Genomic DNA, 14,461 nt, shown 5'->3' on the forward strand with positions numbered 1-14,461 from the left:
ACCTTCCCAATCTTAAACAGTTCTCCCACAACAATTTTTATACTTTTTACCACTACCACACGGACAAAGATCATTTCTTCCTACAGTCTTTTCTCTCTTTACAGGCGTTTTCCTTGTAGAATCTGATTCCTGATTTGTTATAACATTTTTTACTACTCTCTCCCTTTCTGGAGCTCTCTCAATTTGCACATGCATTAGATATTTTACTGTATCCAATTTGATATTATAAATCATTTCCTCAAACATTTCACTGCCTTCAAATTGATATGCTTGCGCTGGCTCCTGCTGCCTGTAAGCCCTAAGTCCAATAGCCCTTTTCAGATGTTCCATGTCATCTATATGATCCATCCATCTTGTGTCAACAACTCTAAGTAGTATAACTCTTTCTATTTCCCTCATTTGTTCTGAAGTAAATTCTATTTCTTTTTGTTCATAGATTTTTTCGGCTATATCTATAAACTTATCTTTAATAGCTTCATTAGAAAGATTTATAATATCTTCTTTTTTAACAGAATCTTTAGGTACATATACATCTTCCATATATTCAATTAATTTTACTATTTCATCTTCAAATTCCTCTTCTATTCCTGATATATGGGAATCTACAATGGAGTTTATTAAACTCTTTATCATATCCTGCACATCATTTTTCAAATCTTCCCCTTCAAGGACTTGAGATCTCTGCTTATATATAATTTCTCTTTGTTTATTTATTACATCATCATATTGAAGCAAAGTTTTTCTTATATCAAAATTATTTCCTTCCACTTTTTTCTGTGCATTTTCTATGGCATTTGAAACCATTTTACTTTCTATTGCCTCATCATCTTTAAGTCCTAATTTTTCAACTATACCCTGCAGCCTGTCTGAACCAAATATTCTCATAAGATCATCTTCAAGAGATACATAAAATCTTGACATTCCCGGGTCTCCCTGACGTCCAGAACGTCCTCTCAATTGATTGTCAATTCTTCTTGATTCATGTCTTTCAGTTCCTATTATTTTCAATCCATCTAATGCAACTACTCCTTTTCCAAGCTTTATATCTGTACCACGACCTGCCATATTTGTAGCTATAGTAACAGTTCCTTTTTGACCTGCATAGGAAATTATATCTGCCTCTTTTTCATGAAATTTCGCATTTAAAACCTGATGAGGTACTCCTCTTTTCTTTAACATATCTGAGAGTAATTCAGATTTTTCTATACTTACTGTACCTACAAGTGCTGGCTGCCCCTTTTTATAGGTTTCATATATTTCATCCGCTATGGCTTTGAATTTGCCTTTTGCACTCTTATACACCACATCTGGAAAATCTTTTCTCACTATAGGTTTGTGAGTAGGTATAACTATTACATCTAATCCATATATATGTCTGAATTCATTTTCTTCTGTTTGTGCAGTACCTGTCATACCAGACAACTTATTAAATATTCTAAAATAATTTTGATAAGTAATAGTAGCTAAGGTTTTAGATTCCCTTTCTACCTTAACTCCTTCCTTTGCTTCTATGGCTTGATGAAGTCCATCACTATACCTTCTGCCTTCCATCATTCTTCCTGTAAATTCATCTACTATAAGCACTTCTCCATTTTTCACCATATAGTCTTTATCTCTTTTCATTATATAATTGGCCTTTAAAGCCTGCACTACATAGTGTTGTATTTCCATATTTTCTGGGTCAGCATAATTTTCAAGACTAAAAAAAGTTTCCGCTTTTTTTATCCCTGTGTCATTAAGCATTACTGCATTTGCTTTTTCATCTACTTTATAATCTTCCTTTTCTAGAGATTTTGCAAATCCATTGGCAATGTTATAAAATTCTGTTGATTTTTCCCCTTCTCCAGAAATAATAAGTGGTGTTCTGGCTTCATCAATCAAAATTGAGTCAACTTCATCTACTATAGCAAAATTTAGTTTTCTTTGAACTCTTTCTTCCTTGTAAATAACCATATTATCTCTCAAATAATCAAATCCGAATTCACTATTAGTTCCATAGGTTATATCACAATTATAGGCCTCCTGTCTCTGTGATTGACTCATATCATGTAAAATAACTCCTACTTTAAGTCCTAATGCTTCATATATGGGTGCCATGGTATCTCTGTCTCTTTTTGCAAGATAATCATTTACCGTAACTATATGGACTCCCTTACCTGTGAGAGCATTTAAATATGCTGGTGCAGTAGCAACAAGAGTTTTACCTTCACCGGTTTTCATTTCTGCTATTCTTCCCTGATGAATAACTATTCCCCCTATAAGTTGTTCTCTATACTGCTTTAACCCTACAGCTCTAAACCCCACTTCCCTGACAACTGCGAAAGCTTCAGGCAATATTGAATCTAATGATTCTCCTTTATCCAATCGTTCTTTGAATTCATCCGTTTTATTTCTTAGCTGTTCATTGCTTAATGCCTGAACCTTTGAATCTAAAGCATCTATTTTATCAACTATAGGCATAATTCTCTTTACTTCTCTTTGGCTGTATGAGCCAAATATTTTTTGAAAAAGTTTCATTCTCTTCATCCTCACCCGTTAAATTTTATAAAAAAGTACATCTTTTAGATTATATCACCTAATTATGCGCTATTCAACTTAAACACTAATTTGAAATTTAGCAATTATTGTATATATTAAATTATAAAGAGAGGAAGCTCCGCTTCCTCCCTGTAGTTGACCTTTAAAATTCAGGTTCTATCAATCCATAATTTCCATCTCGTCTTTTATATATCACATTTACATCTCCTTGCTCAGCATCTCGATATACAAAAAAGCTGTGACCCAAAAGTTCCATCTGAAGAACTGCTTCTTCTGATGACATAGGCTTCACTGCAAACCTTTTAGTTTTTACTATTTTATGTTCCTGGTTGTCAGTTTCTTTCTCATCTGGTATAAATTGAAATCTTAAAGATTCTGAATTGTTTCTCTTTAAAAGCTTCGTCTTTTGTTTTCTTATCTGCCCTTCTAATTTGTCTAAAACCAAATCAATTGAAGCATACATATCATCATTTTCTTCTTCTCCTCTTAGTATAACCCCTCCAAAAGGAATTGTGACTTCTATTCTCTGCCTGTTTTTTTGTACACTTAATGTAACATGAGCTTCTACATCAGGGTTGAAATACTTATCAATTTTAGATAACTTTTTCCTCACTGCATTTTTTAATGCATCTGTCAGTACTATGTTCTTTCCATTCACAGTTATTTTCATATTTCCAGCCCCTTCCTTATGATTATCCTTGGCATATACTTATGTAAAGGATATATTTCATAAAATTATTATTGATTATTAACTATATTTTAATACTGTTGCCCATAAATTACAATAGAGTTTAATGGTAAATTAATAAAAATTTAGTTTTATTGATATCCTAAAAATCACTTGATATCTCTATGATCCACCCTTGTGGAGCCTCTACATCTCCAAATTGAATACCATAGAGTGTATCATAAAGTTTTTTAGTTACAGGACCTACTTCTGTTTCACTGTAGAATACATGAAGCTTATCTTTATACTCTATACCCCCAATAGGAGTTATTACAGCTGCTGTACCACATGCTCCGGCTTCAGCAAACTCATCTATCTTATCTATGTAAACATCTCTTTCCTCAACCTGCATACCTAAATATTCCTTAGCTATATATAATAAAGAATATTTTGTAATACTAGGCAATATAGATGGTGACTTTGGTGTTACAAATTTACTATCTTTGGTAATTCCAAAAAAATTTGCTGCTCCTACTTCTTCTATTTTAGTATGGGTAGCAGGATCAAGGTATATACAATCTGCGAAACCTCTCTTAGCAGAATTTTCATGAGGAAGTAAGCTTGCAGCATAATTTCCTCCAACTTTTGCTGCTCCTGTACCATAAGGTGCTGCTCTATCATAATCTGAAATCATAAAGTTAACAGGTGTAACTCCTCCTTTAAAATAAGGTCCTACTGGGCAACAGAATACACAAAATATATACTCTTCTGCTGGTTTAACTCCAATATTATCTCCCACTCCTATTATAAATGGTCTAATGTAAAGAGTAGCTCCTGTACCGTGAGGCGCAACATATTCTTCATTAGCTTTTGCAACCTGAACACATGCACTAATAAATTTTTCTTCTGGTATTTCAGGCATTAATAAACGTCTACAGCTATTGTTTAGCCGCTTTGCATTTTGATCAGGTCTAAATAATTGTATTTTCCCATCTTTTCTACGATAACATTTCAATCCCTCAAAACATTGTTGTCCATAATGAAGCGCTGGTGAACCTTCACTTATAGTAAGCATATTATCTTCTACTAGTTTTCCATCATCCCAGCTGCCATCTTTCCAAACAGAAATATATCTGAAATCTGTTTTGATATAATCAAATCCCAGCTCATTCCAATCAATATTTATAGTCTTACCCATATTATGTTAATCCTCCTTTAGATTTAAGATAATATTTTATACTGATATTTTAAAAAATATCCCTGTATTATTCATTAAAGTTTTTACTTAATTATAGTACTTTAATAAATAAAAGTATACACAACAACCTATTTATAATATAAAATTATACTCCAACAATATATAAAATTTAATTGTTTTTTGACATTCCACTAAAATTATTATATATTAATTTACATAGAGTTATATGGTACTTTGAATATTTTATGAAATATATTATGACAAAATTGTACAAAATAATTATTTTGTATAATAAATAGTTGAGGAGAATAATTATGTCAAGAAATAATGAAACTAAAATTAAATATTTAACACAACAAGAAGCATATTCTCTTTTTAAAACAATTGAAAACACTTATACTTCTCATTCTCTTAGGGATTTAGTGATTTTTAGAATAGCTTATAGGTGCGGTTTAAGGGTTTCGGAAATTGCTTTATTAAAAATGCAAGATTACAATGCTTCAAAAGGTGAACTTTACTGCAGACGACTTAAAGGCAGCAATAACAACACCTTAAGATTAGATTCTAAAACCAAATATATTTTAGATAAATATATTGTTGAGAATAACATAACTTCAACCTCTCAGGTATTATTTTCAAGTCAAAAAAATAATCCAATTTCAAGACAGACTCTGGATTATCTTATGAAGAAATATTGTTCCATGGCTGGTATTGAAGACAAATCCAAACATCATTTTCATGCTTTAAAGCATACAACCGCTGTTCACCTTGCTGAATCTGATATGGATATAAAGGAATTACAGTGGTGGTTGGGTCATAAATCTGTTTCTAATACAGAAATATACTTTCAATTTACAACTAAGCAACAGGATAGGATGTATGCAAAATTAGATGAAAAGAGTGAAATGGTATAATTTTATTAATTACTTTACTCTCTTTGTACAAATACACTAATATTCCATTAAATGTATAATTTTTTATTAAGATATAGAAGCACTATACTAATTAATGTTCATTAACATTATTAACTAAATTTTCAAAAAATACAAATTTAATTAATCAATATAACACCATATTGTAACAGTATAAACATAGAATAATAAATATAAAGTGATTCAGAGGTTCAGATGGAGTTTTCTTGTGGAGAATATTTTCTCCACCTGAATCTTGGAAGAACTTATCTAAGCGCAAGCAGTACTTATCCCACACTTTAAAGAAGTTGGGGATTAGTTAATTCCAGCGTTTAGATAAAACATTACATAAATATGGGGTTTAATATGAATTTAAAAAATTGTAGAGAAAATTATTTTGATAATTTAAAATTATTATTAATTACTCTGGTAGTAATTGGACATACCATAGAACCATTAATAAATTCACATTCAAATATTAAATTATTATATGTAGTTATATACTCTTTCCATATGCCTTTATTTGTTTTTATTTCAGGATATTTTTCAAAGGATATTAATAACGAAGAAAAGTTATTTTCCAAAATTACCAATATTTTTGTACCTTATGTTATTTTTCAATTATTATATTCTCTATTTAATATTTACGTTTTAAAAGCAGAAAATTTTAAAATTACTTTAGTTTATCCTTATTGGATTACATGGTATCTTCTTTCTCTATTTATATGGAATCTTATATTACCTTATTTTTGTAAAATTAAATATTCTATTATAATTTCACTTCTTATTTCTATATTATGTGGATATGACACTAACATTGGATATTATTTAAGTTTATCGAGGACTATAACATTTTTCCCTTATTTCTTAATGGGATACTTTACTGAAAAGCGTCATATAACTATCATTAGACAGTATATTGCAAAAAAATATGCGGTTTTAACTTTACTGGCTATTTTCCCCTTGTTATATTTAATAAATAATAAAATTAATTATAAATGGTTCTATGGAAGTCTCTCCTATTCACAATTAAATAGCTCTGTATATCCAAATTATATTATTGATATAACTTTATATATATTAGCTATAATTATATCCATTTGTATATTGACACTAGTTCCAAATAAAAAATTCTTTTTTACTCATTTAGGTTCTAGAAGTATGACCGTATATGTATTTCACGGTTTTATTATAAAATTATTGCTTAAATATAACTTTTTTGATTACATAGAATCTTTCAGGACAGAAATATTTATTATTATACTTTCATTTTTTATTGTTATAATTCTCTCTTCCAAATATATCAATAAAATTGCCAGAGTAATAATTTATCCGAAAATATTAAAGCAAGCCACAAGATAGTATTAAATAACTTATACACCTAATTAAATAATTAAGTGTATAAGTTACCATAGCAGTTTTTTAAAATACTACTATACATTAAAATTATCATACTTGTAGATTAATTTACCTGCTCACAATTTTAAGAATATTTTCACTTCCAAATATATGAGTAGGGATTTTTGACTTATCTTCGATTTTGCAATAAATCCACTGTTCCCAAGACAATATGGGCTAACCCAAATCCCAAAGCAGCTGTTTCTATCATAGGAACAATATCATTTTTATGCATTCTCCTATTTTTCAAATCCGATGCCCTTAATGCAACTGAACCTGCAGTGACTGCAGTACCTAACGCCGTCGTAATTAATCCATTTCTCATATTATCATCACCTATATTATTTTTTGTGTACATCTGTTCTTATTTTAACCAGTTATTAAATTTGTATTTAGATAATACAAATTTAAATTTTAAACATTCTAATCCATTGTAAATTTGAAATAAAGCCCGTATCCCTATTAAAGGTACAGGCTTTTTATTAAATATTACTTTAAACCTTGTTCATAAGCTTCAACCATTTTTTTAACCATATTTCCACCTATAGAACCAGCTTCCCTGGAAGTAAGATCTCCATTATAGCCATTTTTTAAATTTACTCCCACTTCTCTAGCTGATTCTATTTTAAATTGATTTAAAGCTTCTCTAGCTTCTGGTATTACTAATTTATTACTGTTATATGCCATAATAAACACTCCTTTTATAGTGATTTTTACTGCTTATACTTAAAGTTTATACACTTTTATAAAAAATACTCTAGGCAATTGGATGGATATTTAGATATATGTGTAAATATGTTATGCATAGTCATTAAGAACTTTTGAAAAATTTAATTATAAAAAATAAAGTGAAAAGTTCTTTATAAAAAAAGATAGCCATCACACTAAAAATATAGTATCCTTTTAGTTGTCAAATCAAAAAGGAGGATTGGCAATGTATGACTATTTGATTGTTGGATCTGGTTTATTTGGATCAATATTTGCATATGAAGCTAATAAAAGAGGTAAAAAATGTCTCGTGATAGATAAACGTTCTCATATTGGGGGTAATATATATACAGTACAAATAGAGGGAATTCAAGTACATCAGTATGGTGCACATATTTTCCACACAGATAGCAGGAAAGTGTGGGAATACATGAATCAGTTTGCTGAATTTAACAGATACACCAACTCCCCTGTTGCTAGATATAAATCTGAACTCTATAACATGCCCTTTAATATGAATACATTTAATAGAATTTGGGGAGTAATTACCCCATCACAGGCAAAAGCTAAAATTCAACAACAGATCGAGGAAGCTGGTATTATTGAACCTAAAAACCTTGAAGAACAGGCAATAAGTTTGGTTGGTAGAGATATCTACGAGAAATTAGTGAAAGGTTATACAGAGAAACAATGGGGACGCAGGGCAACAGAATTGCCAAATTTCATTATAAAAAGGCTGCCAGTCCGTTTTACCTACGATAACAACTATTTTAATGATAGATATCAGGGAATACCCATCGGAGGTTATACACAGATCATTGAGAAAATGCTGGAAGGCATCCAGATTCATCTTGAGACTGATTTTTTTATGCAACGTGATAAACTGACATCTCTTGCAGATAAAATTGTTTTCACCGGAATGATTGATGAATATTACAAACATTGTTATGGAAAGCTTGAATATCGTTCTCTTCGTTTTGAAACAGAAATTTTAGATTGTGAGAATTATCAAGGTAACGCAGTTGTTAACTTTACAGAATATGATGTTCCATATACCCGAATAATTGAACACAAGCATTTTGAATTTGGCTGTCAAAGTGGAAATTCTAATCCTAAGACAGTAATCACAAGGGAATATCCCGCCATATGGCATCATGGTGATACCCCGTATTACCCAATGAATGATGATAGAAATAACAAATTATACGCAAAGTACAAGGCATTAGCAGCTGCAGAAAATAAAGTTATATTTGGAGGACGTCTTGGGATGTATAGATACTTTGATATGCAAAATATTGTAGCAGAGGCTTTGATGTGCGTAGAAAATGAACTATCTAAAAATATCTAGTAAGATGCATTGAAAGTTTAACCATAAAACCTTCGATGCATCCACAAACAATACTTATTAACAATATAGATCTCTTATTAGTTAAATCCAAATATCCTTCTTGATAATGAATAAGCTAATAATATAATATTCTTTCCTACTAAGCCTTTAATTTGCACAAATAATCCCAGAAAGGATTTATTTATTTCTTTATACAAATCCTTATTTTTAGAATTTAGATAATACCAAAGTTCCTTTTTTTTATTTAAACTTTTTTCTGTATTATCTTTTAATAATAGTACCGTACTAACTGTCATCATCATTACTAAATATTTAATCATATATTTGCGCAACTTTTTACATTCTATAATCATTGGATTATAACAGTCAATAATTATTTTTGTTACCCTTATCTGTTGATCAATACGCTCAATCATTATTTTTTCATTAACTGATTGATCTTCTCTCCCAATAAAATATCTGTAAAGATCCACATTTATATAATACATTGTTTTTACATAAGGCAACGGTTTATATACAAAAATATTGTCCACATAAAATGTATGTTTAGGAAGCTTTAAATTACATTTTTTAAGAATCTCTGTACGATAAATAACTGAGTGCATTAATATATTTTGACTGTTTTTAAGATGTCCTAAGTCATCCCATGTAAATATTTTTTCTTCCGGCATTGCACCTTTATAATTAATACTTTTTGATTTATGCATATTTATATTCTCATACACATAATTTACAATAAGCATGTCCAATGTTTTGGAATTATTAATCATATTTTTTAATATATCAAGTACTTTTTTCAAGCTATTTTTGTCAAACCAATCATCACTATCTAAAACTTTAAAATATATGCCCTTTGAATATTTAAGCCCTGTGTTTATTGCATCACCATGACCACCATTTTCTTTATGTATTGTACGTATTATGTTAGGATATTTCTTCTCATATTCATCAGCAATTATTGAAGTATTATCACTAGAGCCATCATCTACAATCAAAATTTCCAAATCCTCGTCTCCAATTAGCAACGATTCTATTGCTCTATCCATATAAGCTGCTGAATTGTAACAGGGTATTACTACAGTAAGAACTTTCATTTATACCTCCTGATTAATAAGCTTAAATGTTTTATAAAGTTGTAAATGTAAAGATAGCCTCCATGTTAATTCAGCCAACATAACTCCCCCTAAAACATCAATTATAACGTGCTGTTTTGTTGTTAATGTTGAAATACATATCATTATAGCCATAAATAAAGAAAAATATCGATACCAAGCAGGAATGCCCTTACAATTTCTTAAGCCAACAAAACAATACCAACTAACCAGACAATGAATCGACGGAAAAAGATTATCTGCTGCATCTATACTATATAAAAATTTAAGCATGTCCGAAAAAATATCTGGCGTGATAATATTAGGTCTTATATTAGTTGTAGGAAAATTTATATATATAATACCACATATTAATTTTCCCAATAAATCTGCCGTTAAAAAACGATAGCAATGTTCTTTATTTATGTTACTAATTAATATATAATTAACAATCCAAAAAAGATAGCCTCCAAAGTAAACCAATACAAATATCGGAACCACTGGAATCCTGTCATCATAGTATGAGGTTAAATTATGAAAAACTCTATGTTTATAAAACAATCGTGCTCCTAAATATATAGCGAAATTAAAAAATACACATACAATTAAAGGTTTAATAGAATACTTTGGTATATAGTTATATATTCGTTTTATTATTTTCATCTTTTTCCCCTAAGTTATTTTAAGTATAATATTTTAAGTGATATCAAGTCAATATATTAGTGTTGTTTTATAAAAAATTCTGCCTATCATTACTTATTTTTAACTAAATAAATGTTAAAATGCTTTTCTACAACATCAGATTTAATACCTCTTGTCCATAAGTATTCCAATCTTTTTGAAGCTGTTTTGACTTAAATCTTCCAAGTTCTAATTGAAATTTAATCCATTCAAAAGGTTTATATAAATTATTAGATATATCTACAAAACAATATCCTGTAATTGTATTATATATTCTAATTATACCATCTCTATTTCTCTTTGCTTATACTCTTTAATAATTTGTTTTTTACTCGTACCATCCATTATGTTCACCTCACAATTTTTATACTATTATTACTTATATCTAAAAATCCATATATAATTTTAATTATCATTTATCATCATTTCGATTTCTCTTACAAAAGCACTTGTCTTTATATTTAAGTTTTCACAAATTTTAAAAATAACATTCAAAGTTGGCTTCCTCTTTTCTCTTTCCAGTAAACTTATGTAAGTTCTGTCAAGTTCACATCTATAAGCCAGTTCTTCCTGTGACAGTCCACATTTCAATCTATTGTTTTTTAAAATTATAGCAAGAGCTTTTTCTAAAGTCATAAATTTCACCTCTTGCATATAATTTTCAAAGAATTTTTATAAACATTCTACGGACTATAGTCTTCAAAGAAGATATTTATGTTATAATTAAATGAAGATTTAAAGAACTAAATGTAGTACAAATTAGTATACAAATGGGAGGTAATATGCTTAAAGAAAAGATGGAAGAATTAAGAGAGAAACTATATTTTCTGATTACAGAAAAGGCTGAGTATAATCAAATATTAAAGGTAAGTCAGGAATTAGATAATTGCATAAATGAGTTTACCCATAGAATGCCATATGATATAAATAGTAAAATTATAAAAAAGCTGCACAAAAATAAACCAAACAAATCAAAAATTCAAACTTATTGATATTATTTACACTTATTATAAATTCCAAGTAAATATGAATTATACTATATTAGTTGTAAATAACAATATTATAAATAAACGCAAAACTATATGAAAAAATCACACAGCCTTTATTTTTTATTTATTTGAAACTAAGTTATTATTTTTAGGCCCTACAGCGAATATTACTCTATCTATTTGATAATTAGGTATTTCAAAGCAACCTTCCATAAGGAAGACAAAAGAGGAATTTGAACCATTAAAATTCGCTATCCATTGATACTACTTGATCCAAGCAATATTTAAAGCAAAATTACTACAATTATTGATTTCGAAATAATCTTTGCATATTTTTGAGCCTTGGCTTCATAAGTTAATCCTAAATGTGATTCCCTATTTTGTTTTGTTAAGTCCATATAATTATCTCTTAAGCCCCTAAATAAACTTGGACAATTATATCTATATTTATTATAATATAGAAAGTGATTGGAGGCAAACTATGAAAGGAAAAAGTTATACAAAAGAATTAAAAGAAGAGGTATTAAGAGAAGTGAAAGAAGTAGGAAATGTTTCACTGGTATCAAGAAGGCATGGGATCTCAAAATCAACTATATTTACGTGGATAAAGAATTCTAAGGATGAGATTAAAGTTAAGCCTGGTAGAAAAGCTTTGGTTGAGGGAGAAAAAGAACTTGAAAATGAGTTAACAGAAGTAACAAAAGAGAATGATCATCTAAAAAAATTGTTAGGAGAAAAAGATTTAGAAGTAGCAATTCTTAGAGACTTAATAAAAAAATCAAACCCTCAATTAAAGAAAAAGTAGAAATAGCTAAAAAATATATAGATCAAGGATACAATGCAGTATTTGTACTTAAAGTAGTTAAACTCGGAAGATCAACATATTACTATAATTTAAGCGTAGAAGGCAAAGAAAAGGCTAGACCTAAAGGTGGAAAGCCAAAAGGATACAGTATAAACGTAGATGGTGAGAAAGTATGCGATGATCAGATTAAGGAATTTATTTTGGAGGCCATTGATGGGGATGCTATTAACTATGGATATAGAAAAATAACTTACCATCTAAGAAAATATTATAATCTTGTGATTAATCACAAGAAGGTTTATCGGCTTTGCAAAGAGCTCAGAATACTTAAAGACCAGAGAATAATTAAAGCTAAAATAAAGAGAACTATTGCAGTTAACAGAACTATAACAGGCTCAAATCAACTATGGGAAATGGATATAAAATATGGCTACATAGAAGGTGAAGATAAGTTCTTCTACTTACTAAATTTAATTGATATCTTTGATAGGAGCATTATAGATTACCACATGGGTTTACACTGTGAGGCTAAAGATGCTACAGCACTACTGAGAAAGTGCTTAATAAGAAGAAACTTGTTTGAGGAAGGCTCTAAAAAGCCAGTAATAAGAACAGACAACGGGCCTCAGTTTATAAGTCATAAATTTGATGAATGCTGTGAAGGACTTAAAACTGAACATGAGAGAATACCAGTGAAGACGCCAAATAAAAACGCACATGTGGAATCATTTCACAGAATACTTGAGGATGAGTGTTTAAAAATTAATGAATTTCAAAGCTATGCGGAAGCATACAAAATAGTAAATGAATTTATGGAATTCTACAATAATAGGAGATTACATTCAAGTTTAAGATTTATGGCTCCACATGAATTTTATAACCTTTATTTTGGAGAAAACCTAACAAATATTCAAATAAGGGTCTAAATTTAAAAGAAATGAAGAATTTATTAGATTCTGTCCAAAACGAGGGGGTTAATCCGGTAAAAATTCCTGGACAAATAGCTTATCTAAAAGGAAAAAATTCTGATGAAATTGAAGTATTTACTTCAAATGAAAGAAACAACATACTTAACTATTTATATAAAATTAATAGCAGAATAGCTGGCATGGCTTATTTAGGATTTTCTCTTGGTATGCGTGAAGGGGAAATATTGGCCTTGAGCTGGCACGACGTTGATACTAAAAATAGAATTTTACATAGTTATTAATATATAAAATTCTACTATAAACAACTATAGAAGTAATGATAACTATATCTATGAAACTTTATATTTAAATTAATCATTGTAATAAATTGTACAATAAAACATGTGATTTCTAGTGAGTGGTTCAGCAAATTTCGCCTCCACCACTAAAACCACAATTATAATTGTACTAAAGAAATTTCAGTAGGTTTTTACTTTGTTATGGTAAGAATATAAGTTACCAAGAGGATCAATATATGTACCTAAAAAAGGCATAATTGCCTTTTTAGATTACCTCATAAAATATAAAAGATACGACAGAACTGAAGCTAAAATTAGGTTACCTAAACTCTACAAATTAGAATTTGTTCTTACTCTATATCAAATTACATGTTCGCATTATAATCACACTTTTGACATTGAGAAAGCGTATTTTCGTTGTCCTCAATATGATAAACACCAGACCACCTACAAATACTTTGCAAAATTGGAATTACAGACTGACCTTTCGAGGTCAATGAATATTCAACTCTCGGAGGTATTTCATCATAAGACTGTCTTTTTATAATTTCATCTGCAATCAATTCCTTTAATGTTGCAGCCAGTACAGCATCTGTTATATTCGTCATTTCCTTACGAATGGAACTATATCTCAAGGTTTCCTTTTCAGCTAAAACGCAGATTATTCTTGACTTCCACTTGCCACCAAAAACGGTTAATCCATACTCTAACGGACAACGAATATCTTTTTCTAATTTAGGTTTATACATTGACTTTACTCCTTAATTTTTTAATCATAGTATATGACAATTCTTTGTAGAATAAAAGTTACTATGAAATTTATTAGTGACTCATAAATTTGCTAATATATTCTATTTTCCAAGTCACCTTGTTATAATCCATACAAGCTCATCAATAAGAGCTAGTAAAAATTATTCAGG

General features: G+C 29.3%; 15 protein-coding genes. 6 read left to right on the forward strand and 9 right to left on the reverse strand.

What is annotated here, in order from left to right; all coding sequences use genetic code 11:
* Positions 1–12 precede the first annotated feature (12 nt).
* From secA to BS101_RS20770, 3 genes are all read right to left on the reverse strand, one after another.
* Complete coding sequence (gene secA / locus BS101_RS20760; protein WP_073540622.1) at positions 13–2,517, reverse strand: preprotein translocase subunit SecA; 2,505 nt, start codon at positions 2,515–2,517, stop codon at positions 13–15.
* 163 nt (positions 2,518–2,680) lie between these two features.
* Positions 2,681–3,208, reverse strand: coding sequence for a ribosome hibernation-promoting factor, HPF/YfiA family (gene hpf / locus BS101_RS20765; protein ID WP_012103941.1), 528 nt, complete (start codon positions 3,206–3,208; stop codon positions 2,681–2,683).
* 160 nt (positions 3,209–3,368) lie between these two features.
* On the reverse strand, positions 3,369–4,403 hold the full coding sequence (locus BS101_RS20770; RefSeq protein ID WP_073540624.1) for a branched-chain amino acid aminotransferase: 1,035 nt from the start codon (positions 4,401–4,403) through the stop codon (positions 3,369–3,371).
* Positions 4,404–4,717: 314 nt separating this feature from the next.
* Between BS101_RS20770 and BS101_RS20775 the strand changes: the two genes are divergently transcribed.
* Both BS101_RS20775 and BS101_RS20780 read left to right on the forward strand, forming a co-directional pair.
* Positions 4,718–5,317 carry a tyrosine-type recombinase/integrase gene (locus BS101_RS20775; RefSeq protein WP_012103943.1) on the forward strand — a complete coding sequence of 200 codons (600 nt, stop codon included), beginning with the start codon at positions 4,718–4,720 and terminating at the stop codon, positions 5,315–5,317.
* Positions 5,318–5,680: 363 nt separating this feature from the next.
* Positions 5,681–6,676: an acyltransferase family protein gene (locus BS101_RS20780; protein WP_073540626.1), complete on the forward strand. Its 996-nt coding sequence runs from the start codon at positions 5,681–5,683 to the stop codon at positions 6,674–6,676.
* Positions 6,677–6,842: 166 nt separating this feature from the next.
* Here the strand turns inward: BS101_RS20780 and BS101_RS20785 are convergent, their stop codons facing one another.
* Positions 6,843–7,037, reverse strand: a complete 195-nt coding sequence (locus tag BS101_RS20785) for a hypothetical protein (protein WP_012103945.1) — start codon at positions 7,035–7,037, stop codon at positions 6,843–6,845.
* Between the two features lie 164 nt (positions 7,038–7,201).
* Positions 7,202–7,399, reverse strand: coding sequence for an alpha/beta-type small acid-soluble spore protein (locus tag BS101_RS20790; protein ID WP_073540628.1), 198 nt, complete (start codon positions 7,397–7,399; stop codon positions 7,202–7,204).
* Positions 7,400–7,646: 247 nt separating this feature from the next.
* On the opposite strand from BS101_RS20790, the gene glf reads away from it, so the two are divergent.
* Positions 7,647–8,768, forward strand: coding sequence for a UDP-galactopyranose mutase (gene glf, locus BS101_RS20795; protein ID WP_073540630.1), 1,122 nt, complete (start codon positions 7,647–7,649; stop codon positions 8,766–8,768).
* 77 nt (positions 8,769–8,845) lie between these two features.
* Here glf and BS101_RS20800 read toward each other — a convergent pair whose 3' ends face one another.
* From BS101_RS20800 to BS101_RS20815, 3 genes are all read right to left on the reverse strand, one after another.
* Positions 8,846–9,862 (reverse strand): glycosyltransferase family 2 protein, encoded by a 1,017-nt coding sequence (locus BS101_RS20800; protein WP_073540631.1) that lies wholly within the window; start codon positions 9,860–9,862, stop codon positions 8,846–8,848.
* Positions 9,863–10,522 (reverse strand): phosphatase PAP2 family protein, encoded by a 660-nt coding sequence (locus tag BS101_RS20805; RefSeq protein ID WP_073540633.1) that lies wholly within the window; start codon positions 10,520–10,522, stop codon positions 9,863–9,865.
* A 423-nt stretch (positions 10,523–10,945) separates the two neighbouring features.
* Positions 10,946–11,176, reverse strand: a complete 231-nt coding sequence (locus BS101_RS20815; protein ID WP_073540634.1) for a helix-turn-helix domain-containing protein — start codon at positions 11,174–11,176, stop codon at positions 10,946–10,948.
* A 146-nt stretch (positions 11,177–11,322) separates the two neighbouring features.
* Here BS101_RS20815 and BS101_RS20820 point away from each other — a divergent pair, with 146 nt between their 5' ends.
* The 3 genes from BS101_RS20820 (at position 11,323) to BS101_RS20835 (ending at position 13,544) form a co-directional block, all read left to right on the forward strand.
* Positions 11,323–11,532 (forward strand): aspartyl-phosphate phosphatase Spo0E family protein, encoded by a 210-nt coding sequence (locus BS101_RS20820; protein WP_073540636.1) that lies wholly within the window; start codon positions 11,323–11,325, stop codon positions 11,530–11,532.
* Between the two features lie 478 nt (positions 11,533–12,010).
* Positions 12,011–13,260 (forward strand): IS3 family transposase gene (locus tag BS101_RS22495; protein WP_156876115.1). Its coding sequence is split into 2 segments (ribosomal slippage): positions 12,011–12,299 and positions 12,299–13,260, totalling 1,251 coding nucleotides; the frame shifts between segments, so codons are not numbered across the junction.
* 11 nt (positions 13,261–13,271) lie between these two features.
* Positions 13,272–13,544, forward strand: a complete 273-nt coding sequence (locus BS101_RS20835) for a tyrosine-type recombinase/integrase (RefSeq protein WP_073540640.1) — start codon at positions 13,272–13,274, stop codon at positions 13,542–13,544.
* A gap of 362 nt (positions 13,545–13,906) precedes the next feature.
* Here the strand turns inward: BS101_RS20835 and BS101_RS20840 are convergent, their stop codons facing one another.
* Positions 13,907–14,290: a winged helix-turn-helix transcriptional regulator gene (locus BS101_RS20840; protein ID WP_073540642.1), complete on the reverse strand. Its 384-nt coding sequence runs from the start codon at positions 14,288–14,290 to the stop codon at positions 13,907–13,909.
* Positions 14,291–14,461: the final 171 nt, after the last annotated feature.

The sequence above is a fragment of the Clostridium kluyveri genome (genome assembly GCF_001902295.1).
GTDB lineage: Bacteria > Bacillota > Clostridia > Clostridiales > Clostridiaceae > Clostridium_B > Clostridium_B kluyveri_B.

Bases quoted from the DNA above. Each gene is read 5' to 3' on its own strand.
- BS101_RS20785 (WP_012103945.1), bottom strand. From the start codon at position 7,037: ATGAGAAATGGATTAATTACGACGGCGTTAGGTACTGCAGTCACTGCA.
- secA (WP_073540622.1), bottom strand. From the start codon at position 2,517: ATGAAACTTTTTCAAAAAATATTTGGCTCATACAGCCAAAGAGAAGTA.
- BS101_RS20815 (WP_073540634.1), bottom strand. From the start codon at position 11,176: ATGACTTTAGAAAAAGCTCTTGCTATAATTTTAAAAAACAATAGATTG.
- BS101_RS20770 (WP_073540624.1), bottom strand. From the start codon at position 4,403: ATGGGTAAGACTATAAATATTGATTGGAATGAGCTGGGATTTGATTAT.
- BS101_RS20840 (WP_073540642.1), bottom strand. From the start codon at position 14,290: ATGTATAAACCTAAATTAGAAAAAGATATTCGTTGTCCGTTAGAGTAT.
- BS101_RS20805 (WP_073540633.1), bottom strand. From the start codon at position 10,522: ATGAAAATAATAAAACGAATATATAACTATATACCAAAGTATTCTATT.
- hpf (WP_012103941.1), bottom strand. From the start codon at position 3,208: ATGAAAATAACTGTGAATGGAAAGAACATAGTACTGACAGATGCATTA.
- glf (WP_073540630.1), top strand. From the start codon at position 7,647: ATGTATGACTATTTGATTGTTGGATCTGGTTTATTTGGATCAATATTT.
- BS101_RS20800 (WP_073540631.1), bottom strand. From the start codon at position 9,862: ATGAAAGTTCTTACTGTAGTAATACCCTGTTACAATTCAGCAGCTTAT.
- BS101_RS20820 (WP_073540636.1), top strand. From the start codon at position 11,323: ATGCTTAAAGAAAAGATGGAAGAATTAAGAGAGAAACTATATTTTCTG.
- BS101_RS20775 (WP_012103943.1), top strand. From the start codon at position 4,718: ATGTCAAGAAATAATGAAACTAAAATTAAATATTTAACACAACAAGAA.
- BS101_RS20790 (WP_073540628.1), bottom strand. From the start codon at position 7,399: ATGGCATATAACAGTAATAAATTAGTAATACCAGAAGCTAGAGAAGCT.
- BS101_RS20780 (WP_073540626.1), top strand. From the start codon at position 5,681: ATGAATTTAAAAAATTGTAGAGAAAATTATTTTGATAATTTAAAATTA.
- BS101_RS20835 (WP_073540640.1), top strand. From the start codon at position 13,272: ATGAAGAATTTATTAGATTCTGTCCAAAACGAGGGGGTTAATCCGGTA.